Source organism: Achromobacter semiaridum (genome assembly GCF_053543755.1).
This window is the reverse complement of sequence record NZ_JBLVOL010000059.1, coordinates 96,890-112,132: the sequence shown is the minus strand read 5'-3', so window position 1 is coordinate 112,132 and position 15,243 is coordinate 96,890. Positions and strand designations below refer to the sequence as shown.

The following is a 15,243-nucleotide window of genomic DNA, read 5'->3' as shown; positions in this document are numbered from 1 at the left end:
CCCCCCCGCAGCTTGCTACCAACCTGCCCGCCTGACAGCGGGCAAACAGGTTATTAAATCGCTTTGATCATGGTCGCCTGAGGACCTTTCTGTCCTTGGCCGGCGACGAAAGAAACGCGCTGGTTCTCTTCAAGAGATTTGTGCCCGTCACCCTGAATTTCCGAGTAATGCGCAAAGAGGTCTTTACCACCCAGTTCCGGCGAAATAAAGCCGTAGCCCTTGTCGTTGTTGAACCACTTCACGATACCAGTTTCTATCTTCAATGTATGTCCTAGATGTACAGGGAAAAAATATTCCCGCAGCCACTATGGGCGCTTAACGTCAACAAAGATATCGCTGTTTCTCAATGACACACAATTCGCACACATTGAAGGCTCCTCTTCGCCCCAAAAACGAAACAGCCGCCATTGCTGGCGGCTGTTTCGTACCTGATCGCTCAGGATTTTCTTGGTAGGCCCCCCGAGAGTCGAACTCGGCACCAACGGATTATGAGTCAACGGACGCGATAGGCGCATAGCCCTAGGGCGTTGATTTTGCAGGGCTTTCCCTTCGCGCCCAGCGCGTCGATTACGCCGGATTGCGCCTACTTTGCCAATAAATCCCCCACACTCTTTGCTGTATATTTGTCCAGCAATGTCCTACTTCAAGCCCATGCCCCCAAAACTCGGCGGGTAGCTGGACCTGTACCCACTGGCATGGTGAAACCACCGACCAGGGGCGCAGGCCGTACTGCCGCCGCGATCCTGGCCACCGCATCGCCCCTGTCTACCCAGACGAGGGGTGCGGATCATGGGTGCGCGAGATCGGGGCCGACGATGAGATCAAGCTGGTGAAGGACCGAGGGCCTGACCCGGACAATTCAGGATATCGTTAGCTAGCTTGCTCTTGTAATATGCCCGCACAAAAAAGGAGCCGGCATGAGTGAGAAGGTCGATTTCGATAACCACACAGAGAATTACAACGACCTCCTACGAGAGAGCGTGGGGTTTTTCTCTGCTGATGATGAGTACTTCGCGCGCTACAAGGTGGATCTCGTTAAGAACACATTGAAAATCCAGCCTGCGCGGATATTAGAGTACGGGTGCGGAATCGGCAGGAACATCCCCTTTCTCCGGGAATCTTTCCCTGGCGCCGTCATTGAGGGTTCTGACGTCTCCGAAGCAAGCCTAGAAGTCGCCCGCCAAGAACACCCCGGGCATAATTTCTTCTTGGAAGGTGACACGTCACCACGCGGCGCCTATGACTTGATCTTTGTCGCTAGCGTCTATCACCACATACCCCCGGCTGAGCGTACGCGCGCGACTGAAGGATTGGTGGATCGGTTGATCCCAGGAGGCGCTTTGTGCGTCTTCGAGCACAACCCATACAACCCTATCACTCGCCGGATAGTGAACAACTGCATCTATGACGCAGATGCGGTTTTGCTCAAGCCAAAACAGATGAAATCTCTAATCAAACAGGCTTCTCTCGACCTGCACACTTTTGAGTATTGTCTGTTCATCCCACCAAAGCTATCTGCACTGGCATGGGTTGAGCGGCACCTGGGGTGGCTTCCGCTTGGGGGGCAGTATTGGGTGTGCGGGACACGTCCTACCTAAACTCTGCCCCCGCCCATGCGTCCACTACCGCCTGATGCCGGGCAGCGCATTCCGCATATTGGAACGCCAGCGCGATGTGAGCCCTGGCCAGATCGTCCCAGGACGCAGAATCAATGTGCGGAACTGGCGGGCACGGCGCGCTCAGATTGACGGGAAGCGTTGGCCGCGTCGATCCCGTCGTTGGTTGTGCGCACCCGGCCAGGGTCGCGCACACAGTCAGCAGGCAAAGGGCTCTGGATAATTTCACGGGTGTACCTCTCGATTACCTTGGGCTCGGCGGTGGCAAGTCTCTCCGCCGTATTAGCCAGGCTCTGCGACAGGCCGGTCAGTCGCTCCGCCTCAGTCTTAAACTCTTCCAGGCCGGCGACACGGTGCGCTTCCTGGCATTCGACACGGCCAGCCTTCCGTTCTGCTGCTCCGTACCAAAGAACCGAGGCAGCCGCGCCTGCGAGAACGATTGCGCCGACCAGTGCGGCGGCGGCGTAGCCCTTCCAGCCGATCAACGCTGTAGACAGACCCATGTGCCCACCTCCCTGCGCGTGACGAGGCCTGGCAGCGTCACCAGCACGCCACCCACCCGCCCTTTCACCCAGCGGTCCAGCTCGGCACAGCCGCCGGCGTAGTCGCCCGCATTGAACTTGCGTCGCATGGTCGACTCGGCCAGGTTGCCGGCGCCCAGGTTGTACGTGAAGTCGATCAAGGCGGCGCGCTGCCAGTCGTTCAGCGGCACGGTGATCAGGCGACGCACAGCCCGGTCGGCAATGGCCAGATCAGCGTGGCGCCACGAGTCACACTCCGCGTCGGTGTAGATCCGTTTCGGGTCGATGTCAGGGCCGGTGTGCCCGTCGCAGACCGTCAGCACGCCTACGGGGTCGATGTAGGGCTTGCCCCGAATCTTCCCGGGCTCGAAGTGCGACACCAGCACGCCGGCAATCGCAATCGATCCAGCGCTGGCCGCCGCCATCAACTTGCGCTTCAAGCTGTCCGAGATCATCTCCAAATTCCCTTCACTGCCGCAACCGCAGCTAACGTGGCTGCGATCGCCGTCGCGATGTACCCGATCGGTCGGGCAAGCCGCCCCAGCCCCTGCAAGACCTTGAAGCCCCCAGCCAGCGCCGCGAAGGTATCAACGATGTCCTGTGTGTTTTGCCGGATCGTCTCGATTGAGTCCGTGTTCCGCGCGGTGGCTTCCGCGTTGTGGGCCATGTCTTGCTCCATTTGCGCGACGCGCGCGTGCAGTGACTTGATAAAGGGGTCGGACAGATGCTCGTCAGCCATGGCATTCCCCTTGAAGCGACAACATCGCGCCCCCTATAGACGAAAAAAAACCCGCCGAAGCGGGCTTCTTCCCTGAAACTGTGAAAAAGATAAAATCCATCCCTTCGACAAAGCGAGGGCGGCATGGCTATTCCGTACTACCGCAAGTTCCCCATTTACGATTTCTGGAAAGGATTGTTCAAAGGAAAGGCGCTAATTCAGCGCAAGCTCTTTGGTCACCTCAAGGAGCAGGTGAGGTCCTGGCCGAAGGAAAAGCAATACACACACGGGTATTTCTACCAAGGCCTAGAAGAACTTGGGATTACTGGTGGCAAGCCAACCGGTTTTCGCTTTAAGCAGTACGACGTCGATCAGATTCTGAATAACGCTGACATTCTTGATATCGGCAGTAACGCTGGCTTTGTCGCCGTTTACTGTGCCTGGCGGGCCAAGTCCGTCACAGCGATCGAATTGAACCCGCATCTCAACCGCGTAGCCCGAGACACCGCAAAGCACTTCAAACTGAGCAATATGGAGGTCATCGACGGCGACTTCTCCACGTTCCAAAGCGACCGAAAATACGATGTGGTCCTGTCGTTCTCGAACCACCACACCATCGATGGGAACCTTGACATGGGGTTCGAGAACTACATCAAGCGGATCGTTTCGTTTCTTCGCCCCGGTGGCCATCTCCTATTCGAGAGCCACAATGTTTTCGCGGAAGGGAAAGGCGGAATGGGTGACGATGGCGACATGGAACACAAGGTCGCCATCATGAACAAGTACTTCACCATTGAGCGGTACCGCATGGTGAATTGTTTCCTCAAGCACGGCATCGAAGATCTGGACAAGCTCTTTATCGTCGCGCGCCTCGCCGACGATCCGGAGCCCGTCGACTTCAAGCTTCCCGAGGCGATGAAGAAGTACGCCTACTAGGCCGGCGCCAGAACGGTAATCGTGCCGTTCCCGCCCATAGCCTTCAACGCGCCATTCTCCACCCAAAGCTGGACCCCCGCCACCATATTGCCATCATGCTCATGACAGTCGTAAAGGAGAATATTTTGAGAATGTAGAAGTACCGTGACTCAAAATGCACCAGCACAAAGATCACAGCGGCGGCCCCGTAAAGCGAAGCCACCGACCACGCCAGCACCGCCCACCAGCGGTAACCGCGCACCACCCACAACAACGGCAGCGAGATCAGCAGGCACAACAGGAACACGATGTTCGCAACGCCGTCCATGGCATAGAACCAGGCCGACAATGGATTGTGTGGATAGGAGAACGTATTCCAGTAGTTCCGCGCCAGGGCAAGCTTCGCGGAGATCCACTTCACGGGGTTCTGGAAGAATGCCTTTAGGAACAATGATCTATCGTTCTTGCCGCAGTAGTCAGGCTCCAACTTACAAGCCAGGTTGCCGCCGCCGTTGATCACAAATGAGCCATTCTCCGCCAGCAGCGCGTCGTCGGTGCTAAGCGCAGTCCTAACCGTCAGACTGGATGTCTGCACCCAAAGGAAGTTCCCATGCGTGGCATAGCTGTGCATGCGCCACGGCACCATGAGAACGTGCGCGACGGTCAGAGCCAACAAGATCGCCTTGATAGAGAACAGGCTGTCCGTTCTGATGCTGGGCGCCTTCGCCTTGCGCGCCCGCCATGCCAAGGCAACCACAGCGAGGACGCCTACGGCGGTGGCTACCATCACAAAGACCTCGTACTGCGACCGAAAATAAGCCGAGAGTGCATACAGCAACCCCGCCCAGGCCGCGACGCGCAAGCGGCCAGATTCGACCGCCTCCAGCATGAGCAATCCTGCGGTGATGAAGAAGCTGACCGAAAACGTTTCGCTCATCACGATACCGATCGGCTCGAAAAGAAACAGCCGAGGCATCGGAAAGACGAAGATTAGAAAGGGCAATAGGCTAGCGGCGGCAATGCTCACGAAGCGCGACAAATACCGGCGCTGCACGGTCACCATCGTGGCCAGCATCGCGCAGGCACAGACCTGAGCCAATACGATGATCGGTGCGTTGCCGCCGAACACCTTCAGCAGCCAGCCTTCCAGCAGCATGAAGCCAGGTGGCCAGAAACCCACCACCCAATAATTCGCCGGCTGCACCCATCCATGCAGGAAAATGTCCTTGGCGCCGATGGCAAATGAGCCGGGGTCACTGATGCCGAGTCCGTCATTGACGTGATCAATCGTCGCGAGAAGCGCCGGCTGGGCGCCGCCGTCTCTCAACAGCACCCCGCCGATCATGAACAGCACGAAGCTGAAGAACCAATACCACGCCGGTTTTTTGTAGGATATTTGCATCTAGCTCAACGTTTTTGGGTTGCAGCGATTTTATATGCCACGCCCCGTCCGTCAATTCAGTGCCCACCTTTCAAAGCCGAATGCCACTGGCAGCCGCGAATAGCTCGTCCAGTTGAGTGTCGCTCAAGCCCAATGCAATGCGCGCGGCCTCAACTGCCGGGCTATCGCGTCGGAACGAAGTCCCTTTCTCGAAAGCAATCCGGTGAATCGGGTCCGTGTCGGGCGCTGCGGCCCAATCCGTGACCACGTCAAGCAATCCTGCCACAGCCAAAGCTGCATAGGCCTGCCCGGCGGATACTTCGCTCGGGACCACATGGGTCAAGGGTTCCGCGTCCGGTGGCGAGAACTTCTTGCCGTTGTATGTCCAGCCAACCACAGGAGCCGGTATTACTTTTGTAGTGTCCAGCCACACAAGCGACGAATGGAAAATCTCGTAGATATCCTTCTCCGTCTCGTACAGTTCCGTGACGACGCCATCCTGGATCAGTGCGTATGTTGCCATATTGGATCTCAATATCGAATGTTGATGAGGCCTGCGCCGCCTGCTGCACCAGAACCAACGTTGGAGGGGCCGCGCCCTGCCCCACCGCCTCCGGGCATGCAGCCAGGCGCAGAAGACCCGACGCCAGCACCGCCACCGGCACCTCCGAAGGAAGTATTCCCACCCGATCCACCTAAGGCAGTAGAACTCGCAGAGCCTGCGCCAGAGGTGATATTCAGGATGGTGCCAGCGCCGATTCCGCCCGCGCCGCCATTGCCGCTCGCGTTCGACGTCCCCCCACTCCCACCTGTTGCGCTCAGCAGCGCGCCAAATGAGCTAGCTCCACCATTGCCGCCGTTGGCGCCCGAACCTCCTGCCGAGCCGGCTGCGCCTACGACGTATGAATAGACGGTTCCAGGAACAACGGGGAAGATTCCCCGAGCATAGCCACCCCCGCCACCACCGCCACCGCCAATTCCGCCTGTCGCCCCAACGCCACCACCGCCACCGCCGCCACCCCAGAGTTCGATATCGATCGACCGAACGCCAGCTGGGACAGTGAAGCTCCCGCTCGTAGTTAGAGACACAAGCGTCGGGGAGGTGAAGAGGCTGAGCCAATTGGCGCCGCCGGTATCCGGATTGGTCGTATTGTTCTCGGCCACGTTCAGCCAGTACCCGGACAAGTCCGCGCGCAGCAGCAGAGCCCCTTTCGGGTATCCGCCCACAGCCGTCGCGAAGGCCGAATCGTAGGTGTAGCCGCCGCCGCTTTGGTTCCAGCGCATGCCGGCGCTCAAGAAGTTCAGAATACCGTTGAAGTCCGCGCCGTAGGGCGGCACGCCGCCGGCCGCGAGCGGCGTCATAGTCAACGGTGGGAAACCGTCGGTGAACGACGCCAGGCCAGGCGTAATGCCAATCTGCGAGGCGACGGGGATGGTGTTCTTCGTCCCGCTGTTGGCGAACGGGACGGCCGACTTGGTAGGTGCGTTGCTAGCTTGCATTGATAAGCCCCGAAGAGGTAAAGAAGACACCGGAACCGAACGGCTGCATCAGCGCCTCGTTGAATCCGAAGGTTGTGGGTAGGTCGACTTGCAGGACGTTAGCGAGGACGGCGGCGGGCTTTGGAATCGCGCCTGACTGGGTCAGAATCGCAATCTCATACGGTTCAAGCGCGAACTCGAACACGTACCGGAACTCCATCTGCCCCGTGTCGGACACATAGCAGCGTCCGCGCCCGGCAAACAAGTTCGAAAGGAGCCTGTTCAAGCTGGGCGACGTGCAGTCGGAAATGTTGGCCAACGCCTTGACCAGGATCAACTTGCGGTATGCGTCATCCGACAGCCGGTACGTTTGCGTCGATGGCACGCCTGTGAACATTGGCGCCTGATTGAATGGCTGGCAGTCCAGGGCCTCCTTGTATCCAAGGTAGGTGTAGCGTGGCATCTCATCTTTCGGCATGGCGAGAACTGGGCGCATGCGGGCGTACTGATGGAGCGCTGGGCGAGACAGTGGGTGAAGGTTAATCCGGAGAAGGAGCAATAAATGCCAATCCTACGATTTGAAGGCTATAGCGACGATACGTTCGGTGAAGTCGAGCACTCCAAGGACGACTACGACAACTGCGCCAGTGGGCGTCCAATCGAATACTTGGTCGAGCACAAAGAAAGCGGCCTGGGCTTGATCGTCACTGGACAGCATTGCCCAGGAAACTGCGGCTCATGGCTGATCGGTGTGGCCAATCACGATCCGCAATTGGACGACCACGATTTCCCCCGCTGGCCGATGCGAATCGAAGCGCTGAACTACCGCAACGGTTTTCAGCCGTCATTGGTCATCGAAGCGCCTGATGGCGTGACGATCCGGTGTTTGCAAAAGGATGCGGATGACTGACGTTATTGAGCAGATGCTCAGAACCACCCGCAAGAATTGGATGAAACAGCCCGCCTAGCGCGGGCTTCGTTTTGGAGGCGATATGCTTTCTGTCCCCGAGGCCGCCCGAGAATTGGGGCTCTCCCCCCGTACCGTCTATGATCTGGCCGCCCCGGGTGGCCCGATCCCCTGCCACCGCGTCGGGCGCCGGATCTTGTTCGCACCCGAAGACCTAGCCGAGTACCTGCAATCATGCCGATATACCGAGACAAAGCGCGCGGTTGCCTCATGTTTGAGTTCGACCGTCTCATTGAAGGGCAGCGGGTCCGCGCTCGAAAAGCTCTTCCAAAGTCGTGGAGTAAAGCCCAAGCTGACGCCTACGACCGCCAAGAGTAGGCCCGACTCTACGCGCTTGCAACTGGTGTCGAACGCCCGCAGTTCCTGATTGAGGACGCGGTGGCGATCTACATCAAGGAGCGCATTCCGGACCTGAAATCCGGTGAGATCATCACCCGCGAGCTGGCGCAGATGATGTGGGCCTACCAGGGAAAACCCATGGGCGCGCTGCATGAGGTCTGCAAGGAATACGCCGACAAGGCTCTGCATGATCTGACCGGCGAGCCGCTGGCCCCGGCCACCAAGCGCAACCGAATCCGCTACCTGACCAGCGCCTGCCGCTGGGGATGGAAGCGCCACGGGAGGCACGACCGCGACCCGGCCGAGCGAGTAATCGCCCCGGAGGTTCGGAACGAACGCCGGAACTATGTGAACCGGGCCGAGATGCTGGCCATCGCCCGGGCGTGCAAGTGCAAGAAGTCGCGCGCGGCTATCCGGATCGCCTTCTACAGCGGGATGCGCCTAAGCGAAATTCTGGAGGCGGTACGCCAGGATGGGATGTTCATGCTGGAGGACACGAAGAACGGCGAACCCCGCCACGTGCCTATGCACCCGAAGATCCGCTCGGCGTCGAAGGTGGCACCACGCAACAAGTGGAACGTGTCCAAGGAGTTCAAGGCGGCAGCGGTCGCGGTGGGCATGGGTCACCTGCGCTTTCATGACCTACGCCACAGCGCAGCCAGCGCCATGATCAACGCCAATGTGCACCTGTACACCGTCGGCGCCGTGCTTGGTCACAAGTCGGCAGCCAGCACCCAACGCTACAGTCACTTGGCAACCGAAGCGATGAAATCAGCGCTCGGGGAGATTGGCAAGAAATCCCCCACACAAAAAAAAGCGCGGGTTGCGTGAACTGCCCGCAAACCCGCGCTGGTACTTGGTAGGCCCCCCGAGAGTCGAACTCGGCACCAACGGATTATGAGTCCGCTGCTCTAACCAGGCATGAGCTAGAGGCCCAGGAAAGGATTACTGCCCTTCGAGGAAGCTTTTCAGCTTATCGGCGCGGCTGGGGTGACGCAGCTTGCGCAGCGCTTTAGCCTCTATTTGGCGGATGCGCTCGCGAGTCACGTCGAACTGCTTGCCCACTTCTTCCAGGGTCTGGTCGGTGCTCATTTCGATACCGAAACGCATACGCAGAACCTTGGCTTCACGCGGGGTCAGAGAGTCTAGCACTTCCTTGACCACATCACGCATGGAACCATGCAAAGCCGCGTCCGAAGGCGCCAGCGTCGAGGTGTCTTCGATGAAGTCGCCCAAGTGCGAATCATCGTCGTCGCCGATCGGCGTTTCCATCGAGATCGGTTCTTTAGCGATCTTCAAGATCTTGCGGATCTTGTCCTCGGGCATGTCCATCTTCTGCGCCAGGGTCGCGGGATCCGGCTCAGCACCGGTTTCCTGCAGAATCTGACGGCTGATCCGATTCATCTTGTTGATCGTTTCGATCATGTGAACCGGAATACGGATGGTGCGCGCCTGGTCGGCGATCGAACGCGTGATGGCTTGGCGGATCCACCACGTGGCGTACGTCGAAAACTTGTAGCCGCGACGGTACTCGAACTTGTCCACGGCTTTCATCAGGCCAATGTTGCCTTCCTGGATCAAGTCCAGGAATTGCAGACCACGGTTCGTGTACTTCTTGGCAATCGAGATCACCAGACGCAAGTTGGCTTCGGTCATTTCGCGCTTGGCCTTGCGGGCCTTCGCTTCGCCCGTTGCCATGCGCTTGTTGACGTCCTTCAGGTCCTTCAGCGGCAGCACGACGCGCGTCTGCAGGTCGATCAGCTTTTGCTGCAGCTCCTGAACCGCCGGAATCTGACGTTCCAGCGTTTCGGCGTAAGGATGGCCGGCGCTGACTTCGTCAACGACCCATTGCAGATTGGTTTCGTTGCCCGGGAAGACCTTGATGAAGTGCGTGCGCGGCATGCCGGCACGGTCCACACACGTGTGCAGGACCGCGCGCTCAAGCTGACGCACTTCTTCCACCTGGTTGCGCAGCGTGTCAGCCAGCTTTTCGACCATCTTCGCGGTGAAGCGGATGCCCATCAGTTCGTTCTGGATGGATTCCTGCGCGCGCACGTAGATGTCCGACTTGTAGCCGTCTTTCTCGTACGACAGGCGCATCTTGTCGAACTGCTTGCCCACTTCGTCAAACTTGGCCAACGCCTTCACGCGCAGGTCTTCCAGCTGCTTGCTGGACATCCCGCCGGCGGGACCGTCATCGCTTTCGTCTTCGTCAGCGGTGACACCGGCGCCGGCGTATTCTTCGCCGTCTTCCGGATCAACCAGGCCGTCGACGACTTCGTCGATCTGCGCCTGGCCTTCCCGCACGCGCAGGATGTGGGCCAGGATTTCGTTGATCGTGGTCGGGCAGGCCGAAATGGCCATGACCATGTGCTTCAAGCCGTCTTCGATACGCTTGGCGATTTCGATTTCGCCTTCGCGCGTCAGCAGTTCAACCGAACCCATTTCGCGCATGTACATACGCACGGGATCGGTGGTCCGGCCAAAGTCGGAATCCACGGTGGTGAGCGCGGCTTCGGCTTCGTCTTCGACATCGTCGTCGTTGGACGCAACGGGGGCGTTTTCGCTCATCAACAGCGTTTCGGCGTCGGGCGCTTGGTCGTAAACCGCGATACCCATGTCGCTGAACGTGCTGATGATGCCGTCAATGGCTTCGGCGTCGACCAGATCGTCGGGCAGATGGTCGTTGATTTCGCCGTAAGTCAGGTAGCCGCGGTCTTTGCCCAGTTTGATGAGCTGCTTCAGACGGTTGCGGCGAGCTTCGTATTCTTCCGGCGTGACAGGGCCGCGCGCGATCAGATCCTTGGGATCTGCCTTGCCGCGCTTGCCGCCGCGCTTGGGCGGCTTCAGGTCAGGCAGCACTTCGCCTTCGCCGTCCATCGTGTCGTCGAAGCCATCGCCGTCGTTATTGGCGTTCTTGGCGGGGCGGCCCGGGCGGCGGCCGCTGGGTACCGGACCCGAGCGAGGCGCGCTGCCGCCCACCAAGTCGGCGAGCTTGTCCTCAGCCTTCTTGGCGCGCGCCTTGGTCACTTTTTCGGGCTTGTCACCCGCAGCCGTCTTGGTTGCCTTTTTGGCAGCCGTCTTGGCGGCAGGCTTGGCGACCTTCACCGCCGTCTTGGCGGGCGCTTTTTCCGCCGCCATGCTTACGGCACGCTTGGCCGCGGGGGCCTGAGTTTCAGCCGCATCAATTGCAGAGGAGGATTTGCCGGTGGATTTGGTCATAGTCGCTTCCGTGGTCGTCGCAACCCGTTTGGGCATGTTGCACCGCGCTGGTTCACCCTGGACGGTGGCCCAGCGCGACGCAGATACGGGTAAAACAGATAAACCGGCCAAGATCACGCGGCTGCGTTGTTCGCAGCGCCAGCTCTTGCGAGCCCGCTTGGCGCCTTGCCGGTGCAATACCGTTCGGGCGCTTAACGTGCATGACCTCATCCTGCGGCGGATTCCGGGCGTCGGGGGGGCTGCCTGCCTATAAATAGGCTTTGCTTGCTTATGGGGACGGTTGCCCCTAGCAGCTATGTAGACACAGCACCCAGACCACTAACGCTACGCAAAAATGCTCACCGCTGAACTGCCTGATTCACCGCTCAGCCTTCGGCTCCAGCCGTCGGCCATAAAATCACTTAAAACAAGTACCTTGATGTACTTCGTCCTTGATGTACTTCGTCCTCGATGTACTTCGTCCTCGATGTACTTCGTCCTCGATGTACTTCGGTCTTTCTCAATACTGCTTTTGCTTCAAATCTTCTTCACTACGTCTCGCGCGCCTACTTTCTGCCAGACCGCCTCAAGCAGCAGCAGCCGCGGAAATCTATTAGATTCACCTAGCCGGAATTGATTCCGCCGGCTTGGGCAAATCCATGAGCACAAGCCGGCCGGGGCCAGGGTCATCTCGGATTCAGAAATATTTCAGGAATCTTTGCGCTGCAAACGTCGGTGCATAAAATGCAAGGCTACGCTTGGAAGGCCGCGCTTGGCACTCCACAGCCCGGCAGGCGCCCTTGCCAGCGGACAACCTTCGATTTTAGCGCATTTACCGTATCCCAGCACCTTTCAACACCGCCAAACGGCTGGACAGCTCCAGATAGCGCTTTCGCGCTTCTTCCGTAGACAGCCCCGTCGCTGCCAGCTTGGCCATTTCAAGCTTCGCTGAATCAAATTCAATGCGCCGCAAGGCGTCGTCCCACTCGGTTTGGGGATCCGGCAGATCTTCCTGAGACAGGATGTCCGCGCGCAGCCCCTTCAGGACGGTCGCCAGGTCGGAATCCGGCTCGGCCGCCTCCAGCAGGGCACCGACATGGCGCGCGCCGCTGGATTGGGCCAGCATGATCAAGTCCCGTACCAAACCTAGATGGGGACCATGGTCGATGACTTCAAGCTGCTGATCGCCCATCGAGTCGACAAGTTCGGGGTGAGCAAGCAAAAGCCCCAGCAAACGCTTGGCCAGCGACGGCATGGTGCGGCGCCCCTCAAAGCCGCCGACATCATTGTCCCGGCGCCCTTTCCAACTGCCCTTGCTGCCCTTCCAGTCGCTTTTGCCTTTCCAATCGCCTTTGCTCTTCCAATCAGGCTTTCCACCGGACCGTTGGCCGGAGCCCGCCACAGCTTCTCCACCCGTCGACGGAAATTGTCCGTAATCGGCAAAGTCGGGTTCTTCAGCAGGAATGTCGTGGAAATCATGGCCGGCAAAGTCATAGCCCATATCGGAGTGACCGCCGTCCTGATCCGGACCCGAATTCCCGGACGGCGCGCCGGCCTCGCTCGCGCTGGCTTTCGCGGTGCCAGGCGGCGCAAAAGGCTTAGCCGGTTGCTGTGCCAGGATCTGGGACATTTCCTCAGGCGTCAGTTGCACCAGCTTGGCCATTTCGCGCTCGATCTGGACGCGCAAGGCGCATTCCGGGATGGCCGCCAGCAGAGGTTTGGCCTCGTGCAGACAACTGGCGCGCCCTTCCGCTTCATTCATGTTGTGGCGCGAGGCCAACTCGTCAAGCAGAAATCGGGACAGCGCCACTGCGTCGCCCAGGCATGCGCGGAATGCTTCAGCGCCAAGTTCGCGCACGTAGGAATCCGGATCGTGCTCGGACGGCAAGAAGAGGAATCGAATGGCGATATCGTCGCGCAGCACCGGCAGACAGGCTTGCAACGCGCGCCAAGCGGCACGCCGACCGGCGCCGTCACCGTCAAAACTGAATATCACCTTGTCGCTGGCGCGCAGCAGCTTCTTAACGTGGTCCGGCGTCGTTGCGGTGCCTAACGTCGCGACCGCGTTGGCGATCCCTTGCTGCGCCAAGCCGACCACGTCCATGTACCCTTCAACCACGATCACCTGACCTTCCTGGCGGATGGCTTGGCGCGCTTCCCAAAGGCCATACAGTTCATGGCCCTTCGAGAAAAGCGGTGTCTCGGGAGAATTCAGGTACTTGGGTTCGCCCTTCCCGATGATGCGACCGCCAAACCCGATCAGACTGCCTCGCGCGTTGCGGATCGGGAACATGACGCGCTCGCGAAAGCGGTCATAACGGCGTCCATCTTCGGACTCAATGACAAGGCCCGACTCCACCAGCGTGGGGTCGTCGTAATTGGGAAAGACCTGCGAAAGGCCGTGGCGGTCGGTTCCCGACCACCCCAAACCAAAATGCGCGGCAATTTCGCCCGTCAGGCCACGTTGCTTCAGGTAACGGATCGCGGCCGGAGAGGCGCGCAACTGCTTCAGATAGTGCGCCTGCGCGGCATCCAGCACCTGCGTATGGCGTGATTCCTCGGCCTTGCGGCGCGCGGTTTCCTGCTGCTGACGTGGACTTCGATTTTCTTCCGGGACCGTCATTCCCGCCGAAGCCGCGAGCGTGCGCACGGCTTCGGGGAAACTGGTACCCGTATGTTCCATCAGGAATGTGATGGCGCTGCCATGGGCCCCACAGCCGAAGCAGTGATAAAACTGCTTGGTGGGGCTGACAGTGAACGACGGACTTTTTTCGTTATGAAAGGGGCACAGGCCGAGCAAGTTGGCCCCACCCTTTCGCAACTGCACATATCGCCCGACTACATCGACGACGTCGACTCGGGCGAGTAGATCCTGGATGAATGATTCTGGAATCAATAGATTCGGGAATCAAAAATCAATACAGGCGCGGGGGCAGTTGTTGGCTACGAATGCGCTTGTAGTGGCGCTTCACGGCGGCGGCGTGCTTGCGCTTGCGCTCGGCCGTGGGCTTCTCATAGAACTCGCGCGAACGCAGCTCGGTGAGCAAACCGGTCTTTTCGATGGTGCGCTTGAAGCGGCGCAGAGCGGCTTCAAACGGTTCGTTTTCCTTCAGTCGAACGATAGGCATAAAGTGATTGGCCTGCTTGTAGGGTAACAAAAGTTGATGACAAACCTGGCTTGCTTACCAGCAACGCTGCGCGGGTCCAGGTCCGCGGTAACCAATAACCGCGGAACGAGGAACCTTGAAAGCGCAACCCAAGTTCTCGAAAAACGACGTAGCGGGAAAACATGCAGCGCTGCTTTGCAGTACCGATGCGTACCCACTCTTGCCCGTTTTTTACGTATTTCTCGGATTTCCGCTGGCTGTTTCCGTTACCCAAAGACTACCCAAAGAGTAACAAGCCAAGTTCGGTTTAGCGATAACCAGCGATTCTAGCATGGTCATGCACGCTTTGACTACTAGGAGGGACGCTTGGCGCACAGATGCATCCCTCCTTTCCTGCATTGGACTTCAGACTGGCCGAGCTCAGCTCTTATAACCCTTGCGGATCCACGCCTCCAGCTGATGCGGGCGCAGACTGTCGTAGTCCTCGAACGGCTGGTGGATCCAGGGATTCGTGGGCAACTTCTCGACGTAATAGTCGGGGGTGGCCTGGGAATGCCCTTTCCACCAGAGGACGGCGCTGCGCAATTCCGTGATGTCGGCGAATTGGCTTTTCAGATGATCGTAGACCTTGCTGAAGGTCTTGCCGGTGTCGACCATGTCGTCCACCAACAACACCCGCCCGGACAATGTGCCGCGCGTGATGGTGATGAACTGCGCGATGTCCATGTCGCCCTGCTTGGTGCCCGCAGCTTCGCGGTAGCTGCTGGTGGCCAGAATGCCCAGCGGCACATCAAAAATACGGGACATAACGTCGCCGACGCGCATACCGCCGCGCGCCAGGCAAAGAATCTTGTCGAATTTCCATCCCGACTGGTGCACCTGCAAGGTCAGGCGCTCAATCAGCCGGTTGTAATCGTCCCACGTCACCCACAGATGGCTCTCATCATTGGTCGGCGCGCTCATAGGTAAGCGTCTCCTGCTTAAAGATACGAAAAGGGC

18 protein-coding genes and 1 tRNA gene are annotated in these 15,243 nt (G+C 59.0%); 5 read left to right on the top strand and 14 right to left on the bottom strand.

Annotation, left to right across the window (positions count from 1 at the left end; all coding sequences use genetic code 11):
• Nucleotides 1–53: 53 nt before the first annotated feature.
• Nucleotides 54–257, bottom strand: coding sequence for a cold-shock protein (locus tag ACNPP0_RS17160; protein WP_172616244.1), 204 nt, complete (start codon nucleotides 255–257; stop codon nucleotides 54–56).
• Nucleotides 258–917: 660 nt separating this feature from the next.
• Here ACNPP0_RS17160 and ACNPP0_RS17155 point away from each other — a divergent pair.
• A complete protein-coding gene (locus ACNPP0_RS17155; RefSeq protein WP_332613356.1) occupies nucleotides 918–1,598 on the top strand; it encodes a class I SAM-dependent methyltransferase in 681 nt (226 codons plus the stop codon).
• Here the strand turns inward: ACNPP0_RS17155 and lysC are convergent.
• Genes lysC through ACNPP0_RS17135 form a run of 4 tightly spaced genes read right to left on the bottom strand, consistent with a single transcriptional unit; the run spans nucleotide 1,591 to nucleotide 2,876 of the window.
• A complete protein-coding gene (gene lysC / locus ACNPP0_RS17150) occupies nucleotides 1,591–1,812 on the bottom strand; it encodes an Rz1-like lysis system protein LysC (RefSeq protein ID WP_442880412.1) in 222 nt (73 codons plus the stop codon). The two genes, ACNPP0_RS17155 and lysC, sit on opposite strands and share 8 nt — an antisense overlap.
• Nucleotides 1,709–2,119, bottom strand: a complete 411-nt coding sequence (locus ACNPP0_RS17145; protein ID WP_332613357.1) for a hypothetical protein — start codon at nucleotides 2,117–2,119, stop codon at nucleotides 1,709–1,711. The genes lysC and ACNPP0_RS17145 overlap by 104 nt, the downstream gene beginning before the upstream one ends.
• Entirely contained in the window at nucleotides 2,098–2,592 is a 495-nt protein-coding gene (locus tag ACNPP0_RS17140) for a lysozyme (RefSeq protein WP_332613358.1), read from the bottom strand. The genes ACNPP0_RS17145 and ACNPP0_RS17140 overlap by 22 nt, the downstream gene beginning before the upstream one ends.
• A complete protein-coding gene (locus ACNPP0_RS17135) occupies nucleotides 2,589–2,876 on the bottom strand; it encodes a hypothetical protein (protein ID WP_332613359.1) in 288 nt (95 codons plus the stop codon). Before ACNPP0_RS17135 ends, ACNPP0_RS17140 begins: the two co-directional genes overlap by 4 nt.
• A gap of 123 nt (nucleotides 2,877–2,999) precedes the next feature.
• Here ACNPP0_RS17135 and ACNPP0_RS17130 point away from each other — a divergent pair, with 123 nt between their 5' ends.
• Nucleotides 3,000–3,791, top strand: coding sequence for a class I SAM-dependent methyltransferase (locus ACNPP0_RS17130; protein WP_332613360.1), 792 nt, complete (start codon nucleotides 3,000–3,002; stop codon nucleotides 3,789–3,791).
• Between the two features lie 43 nt (nucleotides 3,792–3,834).
• Here ACNPP0_RS17130 and ACNPP0_RS17125 read toward each other — a convergent pair whose 3' ends face one another.
• The 4 genes from ACNPP0_RS17125 to ACNPP0_RS17110 form a co-directional block, all read right to left on the bottom strand.
• On the bottom strand, nucleotides 3,835–5,172 hold the full coding sequence (locus ACNPP0_RS17125; protein WP_448706533.1) for a hypothetical protein: 1,338 nt from the start codon (nucleotides 5,170–5,172) through the stop codon (nucleotides 3,835–3,837).
• Between the two features lie 70 nt (nucleotides 5,173–5,242).
• The gene (locus tag ACNPP0_RS17120; protein ID WP_332613362.1) at nucleotides 5,243–5,674 is read right to left on the bottom strand and encodes a hypothetical protein; all 432 of its coding nucleotides are present in this window, start codon (nucleotides 5,672–5,674) and stop codon (nucleotides 5,243–5,245) included.
• Nucleotides 5,675–5,682: 8 nt separating this feature from the next.
• Nucleotides 5,683–6,651, bottom strand: coding sequence for a glycine-rich domain-containing protein (locus ACNPP0_RS17115; protein ID WP_448706532.1), 969 nt, complete (start codon nucleotides 6,649–6,651; stop codon nucleotides 5,683–5,685).
• On the bottom strand, nucleotides 6,641–7,093 hold the full coding sequence (locus tag ACNPP0_RS17110; RefSeq protein WP_332613364.1) for a baseplate wedge 1 family protein: 453 nt from the start codon (nucleotides 7,091–7,093) through the stop codon (nucleotides 6,641–6,643). Before ACNPP0_RS17110 ends, ACNPP0_RS17115 begins: the two co-directional genes overlap by 11 nt.
• Before the next feature lie 99 nt (nucleotides 7,094–7,192).
• Between ACNPP0_RS17110 and ACNPP0_RS17105 the strand changes: the two genes are divergently transcribed.
• The 3 genes from ACNPP0_RS17105 (at nucleotide 7,193) to ACNPP0_RS17095 (ending at nucleotide 8,767) form a co-directional block, all read left to right on the top strand.
• The gene (locus ACNPP0_RS17105) at nucleotides 7,193–7,540 is read left to right on the top strand and encodes a hypothetical protein (protein WP_448706531.1); all 348 of its coding nucleotides are present in this window, start codon (nucleotides 7,193–7,195) and stop codon (nucleotides 7,538–7,540) included.
• Nucleotides 7,541–7,622: 82 nt separating this feature from the next.
• A complete protein-coding gene (locus ACNPP0_RS17100) occupies nucleotides 7,623–7,964 on the top strand; it encodes a helix-turn-helix domain-containing protein (protein WP_442880405.1) in 342 nt (113 codons plus the stop codon).
• An 11-nt stretch (nucleotides 7,965–7,975) separates the two neighbouring features.
• The gene (locus ACNPP0_RS17095) at nucleotides 7,976–8,767 is read left to right on the top strand and encodes a tyrosine-type recombinase/integrase (protein ID WP_332613366.1); all 792 of its coding nucleotides are present in this window, start codon (nucleotides 7,976–7,978) and stop codon (nucleotides 8,765–8,767) included.
• A 26-nt stretch (nucleotides 8,768–8,793) separates the two neighbouring features.
• On the opposite strand, the gene ACNPP0_RS17090 is transcribed toward ACNPP0_RS17095, so the two are convergent.
• The 5 genes from ACNPP0_RS17090 to ACNPP0_RS17070 form a co-directional block, all read right to left on the bottom strand.
• Nucleotides 8,794–8,872: transfer RNA gene (locus ACNPP0_RS17090), tRNA-Ile, on the bottom strand.
• A gap of 9 nt (nucleotides 8,873–8,881) precedes the next feature.
• Nucleotides 8,882–11,158, bottom strand: a complete 2,277-nt coding sequence (gene rpoD / locus ACNPP0_RS17085; RefSeq protein ID WP_332613367.1) for an RNA polymerase sigma factor RpoD — start codon at nucleotides 11,156–11,158, stop codon at nucleotides 8,882–8,884.
• Between the two features lie 811 nt (nucleotides 11,159–11,969).
• Complete coding sequence (gene dnaG, locus ACNPP0_RS17080; RefSeq protein WP_332613368.1) at nucleotides 11,970–14,033, bottom strand: DNA primase; 2,064 nt, start codon at nucleotides 14,031–14,033, stop codon at nucleotides 11,970–11,972.
• A gap of 19 nt (nucleotides 14,034–14,052) precedes the next feature.
• A complete protein-coding gene (rpsU, locus tag ACNPP0_RS17075) occupies nucleotides 14,053–14,265 on the bottom strand; it encodes a 30S ribosomal protein S21 (protein WP_006218592.1) in 213 nt (70 codons plus the stop codon).
• 399 nt (nucleotides 14,266–14,664) lie between these two features.
• The gene (locus ACNPP0_RS17070) at nucleotides 14,665–15,207 is read right to left on the bottom strand and encodes a phosphoribosyltransferase (RefSeq protein WP_046803673.1); all 543 of its coding nucleotides are present in this window, start codon (nucleotides 15,205–15,207) and stop codon (nucleotides 14,665–14,667) included.
• Nucleotides 15,208–15,243: the final 36 nt, after the last annotated feature.

Bases quoted from the DNA above. Each gene is read 5' to 3' on its own strand.
- rpoD (WP_332613367.1), bottom strand. From the start codon at position 11,158: ATGACCAAATCCACCGGCAAATCCTCCTCTGCAATTGATGCGGCTGAA.
- ACNPP0_RS17115 (WP_448706532.1), bottom strand. From the start codon at position 6,651: ATGCAAGCTAGCAACGCACCTACCAAGTCGGCCGTCCCGTTCGCCAAC.
- ACNPP0_RS17070 (WP_046803673.1), bottom strand. From the start codon at position 15,207: ATGAGCGCGCCGACCAATGATGAGAGCCATCTGTGGGTGACGTGGGAC.
- ACNPP0_RS17110 (WP_332613364.1), bottom strand. From the start codon at position 7,093: ATGCCACGCTACACCTACCTTGGATACAAGGAGGCCCTGGACTGCCAG.
- ACNPP0_RS17135 (WP_332613359.1), bottom strand. From the start codon at position 2,876: ATGGCTGACGAGCATCTGTCCGACCCCTTTATCAAGTCACTGCACGCG.
- ACNPP0_RS17145 (WP_332613357.1), bottom strand. From the start codon at position 2,119: ATGGGTCTGTCTACAGCGTTGATCGGCTGGAAGGGCTACGCCGCCGCC.
- ACNPP0_RS17125 (WP_448706533.1), bottom strand. From the start codon at position 5,172: ATGCAAATATCCTACAAAAAACCGGCGTGGTATTGGTTCTTCAGCTTC.
- ACNPP0_RS17140 (WP_332613358.1), bottom strand. From the start codon at position 2,592: ATGATCTCGGACAGCTTGAAGCGCAAGTTGATGGCGGCGGCCAGCGCT.
- ACNPP0_RS17130 (WP_332613360.1), top strand. From the start codon at position 3,000: ATGGCTATTCCGTACTACCGCAAGTTCCCCATTTACGATTTCTGGAAA.
- ACNPP0_RS17155 (WP_332613356.1), top strand. From the start codon at position 918: ATGAGTGAGAAGGTCGATTTCGATAACCACACAGAGAATTACAACGAC.
- ACNPP0_RS17100 (WP_442880405.1), top strand. From the start codon at position 7,623: ATGCTTTCTGTCCCCGAGGCCGCCCGAGAATTGGGGCTCTCCCCCCGT.
- ACNPP0_RS17120 (WP_332613362.1), bottom strand. From the start codon at position 5,674: ATGGCAACATACGCACTGATCCAGGATGGCGTCGTCACGGAACTGTAC.
- ACNPP0_RS17105 (WP_448706531.1), top strand. From the start codon at position 7,193: ATGCCAATCCTACGATTTGAAGGCTATAGCGACGATACGTTCGGTGAA.
- rpsU (WP_006218592.1), bottom strand. From the start codon at position 14,265: ATGCCTATCGTTCGACTGAAGGAAAACGAACCGTTTGAAGCCGCTCTG.